Below are 6,127 nucleotides of genomic sequence, written 5' to 3' on the forward strand. Positions count from 1 at the left end.
GACGACGCGGCGGGCGCGGGCCGCGGCGGGCGCTCGGAGGCGGCGGCGCGGCCGGGCGCGGCTAGGCGGCGGCGAATTCCGCGAGCACCGCGGCCAGCTGCTCGACGGCCCAGTCGATGTCGGCCTCGGAGACCACGATCGGCGGGGCCAGGCGGATGGTGAAGCCGTGGGTGTCCTTCGCGAGCACGCCGCGGGCCAGGAGGGCCTCGCAGACCGCCCGGCCGGACGCCACCGTCGGGTCGATGTCGATCCCGGCCCAGAGGCCCGCGCCGCGCACGGCGACGACGCCCCGGCCGATCAGGGCGCTCAGCCCGTCGTGCAGTCGGGTGCCGAGAACGCGGGCGCGCTCCTGGTATTCGCCGGTGGCCAGCATCTTCACCACGGCGAGGCCGACGGCCGCGGCCAGGGGGTTGCCGCCGAAGGTCGAGCCGTGCTCGCCAGGGCGGAGCACGCCGAGGACGTCCGCGTTGCCGACCACCGCCGAAACGGGAACGATGCCGCCGCCGAGCGCCTTGCCCAGCAGGTACAGGTCCGGCACGACCCCGACCAGATCGCAGGCGAAGGTCGCGCCCGTACGGCCGAGGCCGGACTGGATCTCGTCGGCGATGAACAGCACGTTATGGCGGGTCGTGATCTCGCGCACGGCGGGCAGGTAGCCCGCCGGCGGCACGACGATGCCGGCCTCGCCCTGGATCGGCTCGAGCAACACGGCGACCGTGTTCTGGTCGATCGCGGCCTCGAGGGCCGCGGCGTCCCCGTAGGGAACCGTGCGGAACCCGGGCGTGAACGGGCCGAAGTCCTTGCGGGCGGACTCGTCGTCGGAGAAGCTGATGATCGTGGTCGTGCGGCCGTGGAAGTTCTCGCCGGCCACGATGATGTTGGCCAGCCCGTCGGCGACGCCCTTCACCCGGTAGCCCCAGGCGCGGGCTACCTTGATGCCGGACTCGACCGCTTCGGCGCCCGTGTTCATCGGGAGGACCATGTCCTTGCCGGAGAGCTCGGCGAGCGCTGTCACGAACGGGCCGAGCTGGTCGTTGTGGAAGGCGCGGCTGGTGAGCGTGATGCGGCCGAGCTGGGCGCGGGCGGCTTCCAGCAGAACCGGGTTGGAGTGGCCGAAGTTGACCGCGGAGTAGGCGGCCAGGCAGTCCAGGTAGCGGCGACCGTCGACATCCGTCACCCAGGCGCCGTCCCCGGAGGCGACGACGACGGGCAGCGGGTGGTAGTTGTGGGCCGCGTGCTCGTTCTCGAGCGCGATGTAGGACGCCTGATCGAGGGCGGCCGTGGTCTGGGCTGTCGTGGTCTGGGCTGTCGTGGTCTGGGCTGTCGTGGTCTGGGCGGCCGCGGTCTGGTCGGCCGCGGTCTGGTCGATCATCGGCGCAGCTCCAGCGTGCAGCACTTCACTCCGCCGCCGCCGAGGAGCAGCTCGGACAGGTCGACGCCGATCGGGTTGTAGCCGCGGGCGCGCAGCTGGCGCTCGAAGTCTTTCGCGCGGGCGGCGATGACGACGTTGTAGCCGTCGGAGTAGGAGTTGAGGCCGAGGATGGCCGCGTCTTCCTCGGTGACGATGATGGCATCCGGGTAGCGCTCGCGCAGGATGACGAGGCTCGGCTCGTCGAATGCGCTCGGCAGGTAGGCGATGTTCGTGTCGTCGAGCACGGCGATGGCGGTATCGAGGTGGTAGAAGCTCGGGTTGATCAGGTTAAGCGTGATCACCGGACGGCCGTAGATGGCCGACACCTCTTCGTGGCTGTTCGAGGCGCTGCGGAAGCCGGTGCCGGCAAGGATCGCGTCGCCCACGAGCAGGAAGTCGCCCTCCCCCTCGTTGATCTCGACCGGGACGCGCACGTCGAAGCCGCTCTCGCGGAACCAGTCCATGTAGGCCGGGCCTTCCGGCTGGCGCTCCGGATAGGTGAAAGCCGCGCCGTACGCGATGTTGTCGACGACGAAGCCGCCGTTGGCCGCGTAGACCATGTCCGGCAGCCCGTCGATCGGGTCGATCAGGTGCACGTCGAAACCGAGTCCGACGTAGGTGTCGTACAGGGTCTGCCACTGCGCGACGGCCAGGGCAGTGTCGGTCGGGATGGCCGGGTCCATCCACGGGTTGATGCGGTACACGACGGTGAAGTAGTCGGGCTTGCACATCAGGATGGTGCGCCTGACCGGTATGCGCTCGGGGCGGGCCGAAGCGATGCTCTCGTCCGGGTTCGGGACGGTGAGACCCGGGACCGTGAGGTCGGGGGCGGCGAAATCAAGGGACGTGAGATTGGTCGACATGGGGACTCCTTCTGCTGCACTCCGCCGGCTTCGGGCGAGGTCGGAATGCGGGGGTGGATGGCGGACCAGGTCACTCACGAGAGCCCTGCCGGAGCCGAACGGATCCGGGCGGGGACGCCGTTCCTAGTTTCACACAGCATGAATCGGTATGTCACGCTAATCTGCGCTCGAAATGCGCGTGGTTTCCGCGCTCGACGCATGTTTTCGCCGTAGACTCTCGGAATGGACAATCTAGACCGCGGCATTCTCGACCTTCTTCGCCAGAATGCCCGCGCGGGCTACGGGGATATCGGCGGGGTCGTCGGCCTGTCGGCGTCGGCGGTCAAACGGCGGGTCGACAAGCTCGTGGCCGACCGGGTCATCCGCGGCTTCACGATCCAGGTGGACCCGGCCATCGACGGCATGAGCACCGAGGCCTACGTCGAACTGTTCTGCCGCGGCACCGTGGCGCCCGAGGAACTGCTGCGCATCCTCTCCGGCGTGCCCGAGGTCGTCGATGCCGGCACCGTCACCGGCAGCGCCGACGCGATCGTGCACATCCGGGCGCGGGACATCTCCGGCCTCGAGGCGGCCCTGGAGAAGGTGCGCCTGGCGCCGAACGTGGACCACACCCGCAGCGCGATCGTGCTCTCCCGCCTGATCCACCGCGCCGCGGAGTAGCGGCAGCGGAGCCGGCGCGCCGGAGTAGGGCCGGCGGCATCCGTCGCCCCTTTCGCTCGAGCGCGACCCCCGCGACACTGGAGCCGTGGCCTCACCGAAGAACGCCCAGGCTCCAAGCAAGATCGGACCGGCCGGCGCCGAGCGCATCAGCGCTGCGGCTTACGGCCTACTCGTGGCCGCCAGCACGCTGATCGGGCTCGGCGACAGCGCCGCGTCGACGATCATCATCGTGGTCCTGATCACGAACCTCGTGTATTACGCGACGCACGTTTTCGCCTACTCGATCGGGGATCAGACGGCCGGGTGGGGCAGCATCCGCCACCATCTGCGGGTCAGCGCACCGATGATATCCGCCGCATTCGCTCCGCTGCTGGCGGTGCTCGTGGTGCTCTTCTTCGGCGGCGACACGAGGACCGCGACCCTGGTCGGGATGATCACGGCCAGCGTGCTGCTGAGCGTGGTGGCGGTGTCGGGGGTGCGGCTCCGCGGCATCCGTGGCTGGCCGTTGGCCCTCGTCGCGGTGGGAACCGTGCTGCTCGCCGGGTTCCTGATCCTCGCCAAGTTCCTGGTGCTGCATTAGCGGCCCGCGGACCGGGCGCTGCTGCGAGGCGGCGGGTCAGACCGGGGCGGTGAGGGGGCGCTGCCGCACGGGCGCAAGCAGGTGGATCAGCGCGACGGCGGCGATGGAACCGGCGCAAAGGATGCCGGCGAGCACGATGATCTGGAAGCGACCGGCCTCGAGCGGCGAGGCCCCGCCGAAGATGGCGCCGACGAAGGCACCGGGCAGGGTGACCAGGCCGGTGGTCTTCGTCTGGTCGGTCGAGGGGATCAGCGCGAAGTAGACGGCGCGGCGGGCCAGCTCGCGGGTCGCCTGCCGGGGCGTGGCGCCGAGGGCCAGCCAGCCCTCCACCTCGTCCCAGCGCTCGGTCACCGCCTCGCCGAAGCGGCGGCCGGAGAGCGTGGCGATCGACATGGCGTTGCCGATGATGATGCCGCCGAAGGACAGCACGTAACGCGGCGTCGACTCGAGCGCGCCGGTGCCGAACACGACCAGGAGGGAGGCGAGCACGCCCAGGCCCATCGCGGCGGCCACCCAGGCGAAGTGCTGCCGGCTGGCGCCGATGCGCCGCGTGACCGTGCCGACCGCGGCGGTGAACATGACGACGAGGCCCACGCCGACCCAGAGCGGATCGGAGATGATGCCGCTGAGCACCAGGCTGATCGCGGCCAGCTGCAGGGCTCCGCGCAGCACGGCGAGCGCCGGCGCGAACGGATGCGACACCCGGTAGGTCCAGAGCACGAGCGTGACGATCAGGATGAGCAGCAGCACGCCGGCCAGGCTCGGCAGCAGTGCCGCCAGCTGGGCGGGCAGGTCGCGGGGCCAGGTCACGTGACGAGCCTACCGAGCCGGTGTGCCCGGAGTGGCCGGCCGCGCGCATCCGTTCGGTTCGCGAGTGCGGGTGAATCGTCGGTTAGAGGACGCCAGAGCGACAATTCACCCGCACTCGCGGCGGAGGAGGGCACCGGGGGCACCGGTAGCGTGGGACGTAACGCACACGAAGGATGCCCGGCATGCAACTCGTCATCGACCCGCACTCCCCCACTCCGCCGTTCGAGCAGCTGCGGGGGCAGGTGATCGAGGGCGTGCGCACCGGCGCGCTGGCCCCGGGTGACAAGCTGCCCACCGTGCGCCGCCTCGCCGAAGACCTCGGCCTGGCCGCGAACACGGTCGCGCGCGCCTACCGGGAGCTGGAGCAGGACGAGGTGATCGAGACCCGCGGCCGGCTCGGCTCCTTCATCGCCGCGACCGGAGACGCCACGCACCAGCAGGCGCAGCGGGCCGCGGTCGCCTACGCCGAACGGATGCGCGCGCTCGGCCTGCCCCCGGAGGAGGCGCTGCAGATCGTGCGTGCGGCCCTCGGCATCCGTTCGTAGCGTCGGCGGCCTCGGCTGCTGCGTGCGCGGTGCGCGGCGTGCGCGTGCGCGTGCGCGGGTTTCGCGGCGTGCGCGGCTGCGGCTACCGCCCGTAGGCGGCGGCGAGGCGGCGGAAGCCCTCGTCCAGGCTCACCGCGGGCGCCCACCGCAGTTCGGCGCGGGTGCGGCGCTGGTCGAACCAGTGCGCGGTCGACAGCTGCTCGGCCAGGAACCGGGTCATCGGCGGCTCGTCGGCGCCCGAACGGATGCGCCAGGCCGCCTCGATCAGGGATCCCGCGCCGCGGGCGACTCCTGCCGGAACCCGCCAGGCCGGGGCCGGCACGCCCGCCGCCCGGCACATTCCGGCGAGCAGCTCGGCCACGGGGCGCGGCTCCCCGTTCGTGACCACGTAGGAGTGGCCGTGCACCGCGTCGGCCCGCTCGAGCGCGGCCGCGATGGCCGAGGCAGCGTTGTCCACATAGGTGGTGTCGATCAGGGCGGCGCCGTGGCCGAGCAGCGGCAGCCGGCCGCGGCGGGCCCGGTCGACGATGCGGGCGACGAGCTGCGTGTCGCCCGGGCCCCAGACCAGGTGCGGGCGCACCGCGACCACGTGCAGGCTCGCGGAGTCGGCGCCGAGCGCGAGCAGTTCGGCCTGGGCCTTGGTACGGGCGTAGTGCCCGCGGGCCCGGGACGGGTCGGCCGGGTCGGCGCCGCTGCCGACGATGGATGCGCCGGCGTGGGCCACCGAGGGCGACGACACGAAGACGAAGCGGGTGGCGCCGGCATCCGTGGCCGCGGCCAGCAGCGTGCGGGTGCCGCCCACATTCACGGCCTCGAAATCGGCCGGCCTGCCCGCGAGGGAGACCTTCGCGGCCAGGTGCACGACGGCGTCCATGCCGGCGGCGGCGCGGCCAACCTCGTCGGGGGCGGTGACCGAGCCGAGCACGTCGGCGACGCCGGGAACGCCCGACGCGCGGCGCTGGAACGTGCGCACCTCGTGCCCGGCAGCCGCGATCTCGGCCGCGACGGCGCGGCCGAGGAAGCCGCTCGCCCCGGTCACGAGGACCCTCACCGGGATGCTCGCGGGGGGCGCGGCGCGGGGTGGAGTGCGCCGGGACGTGCGGCGGAACCTGCGGGGTGACCTGCGGGGTGACCTGCGGGGTGACCTGCGGGGTGACCTGCGGGGTGACCTGCGGGGTGACCTGCGCTGCGCGCGTGCTGCGCCGTTGCGCGCGCGGCGGGCCACCCGCGCAGCGGCGCAGCAGCCGCGCGGCGGGCC

At 72.3% G+C, this 6,127-nt stretch carries 7 protein-coding genes; 3 read left to right on the forward strand and 4 right to left on the reverse strand.

Annotated features, from left to right (window positions below):
• Positions 1–61: 61 nt before the first annotated feature.
• Both rocD and ddaH read right to left on the reverse strand, forming a co-directional pair.
• Positions 62–1,372, reverse strand: a complete 1,311-nt coding sequence (gene rocD, locus E3O49_RS18485) for an ornithine--oxo-acid transaminase (RefSeq protein WP_134365958.1) — start codon at positions 1,370–1,372, stop codon at positions 62–64.
• Positions 1,369–2,274, reverse strand: a complete 906-nt coding sequence (gene ddaH / locus E3O49_RS18490) for a dimethylargininase (protein WP_134365957.1) — start codon at positions 2,272–2,274, stop codon at positions 1,369–1,371. Before ddaH ends, rocD begins: the two co-directional genes overlap by 4 nt.
• A gap of 222 nt (positions 2,275–2,496) precedes the next feature.
• Between ddaH and E3O49_RS18495 the strand changes: the two genes are divergently transcribed.
• Positions 2,497–2,934, forward strand: a complete 438-nt coding sequence (locus E3O49_RS18495; protein ID WP_134365956.1) for an Lrp/AsnC family transcriptional regulator — start codon at positions 2,497–2,499, stop codon at positions 2,932–2,934.
• 85 nt (positions 2,935–3,019) lie between these two features.
• Complete coding sequence (locus E3O49_RS18500) at positions 3,020–3,514, forward strand: hypothetical protein (protein WP_134365955.1); 495 nt, start codon at positions 3,020–3,022, stop codon at positions 3,512–3,514.
• Positions 3,515–3,550: 36 nt separating this feature from the next.
• Here E3O49_RS18500 and E3O49_RS18505 read toward each other — a convergent pair whose 3' ends face one another.
• Positions 3,551–4,324 (reverse strand): ABC transporter permease, encoded by a 774-nt coding sequence (locus E3O49_RS18505; protein ID WP_241975834.1) that lies wholly within the window; start codon positions 4,322–4,324, stop codon positions 3,551–3,553.
• A gap of 182 nt (positions 4,325–4,506) precedes the next feature.
• On the opposite strand from E3O49_RS18505, the gene E3O49_RS18510 reads away from it, so the two are divergent.
• Complete coding sequence (locus E3O49_RS18510) at positions 4,507–4,869, forward strand: GntR family transcriptional regulator (protein WP_134365954.1); 363 nt, start codon at positions 4,507–4,509, stop codon at positions 4,867–4,869.
• A gap of 82 nt (positions 4,870–4,951) precedes the next feature.
• Here E3O49_RS18510 and E3O49_RS18515 read toward each other — a convergent pair whose 3' ends face one another.
• Entirely contained in the window at positions 4,952–5,920 is a 969-nt protein-coding gene (locus E3O49_RS18515) for an NAD-dependent epimerase/dehydratase family protein (protein WP_134366004.1), read from the reverse strand.
• Between the last annotated feature and the right edge of the window lie 207 nt (positions 5,921–6,127).

The sequence above is a fragment of the Cryobacterium shii genome, from assembly GCF_004402595.1.
GTDB lineage: Bacteria > Actinomycetota > Actinomycetes > Actinomycetales > Microbacteriaceae > Cryobacterium > Cryobacterium shii.

Coding starts and splice junctions, on each gene's coding strand:
- rocD (WP_134365958.1), bottom strand. CDS start 1,372: ATGATCGACCAGACCGCGGCCGACCAGACCGCGGCCGCCCAGACCACG.
- ddaH (WP_134365957.1), bottom strand. CDS start 2,274: ATGTCGACCAATCTCACGTCCCTTGATTTCGCCGCCCCCGACCTCACG.
- E3O49_RS18495 (WP_134365956.1), top strand. CDS start 2,497: ATGGACAATCTAGACCGCGGCATTCTCGACCTTCTTCGCCAGAATGCC.
- E3O49_RS18510 (WP_134365954.1), top strand. CDS start 4,507: ATGCAACTCGTCATCGACCCGCACTCCCCCACTCCGCCGTTCGAGCAG.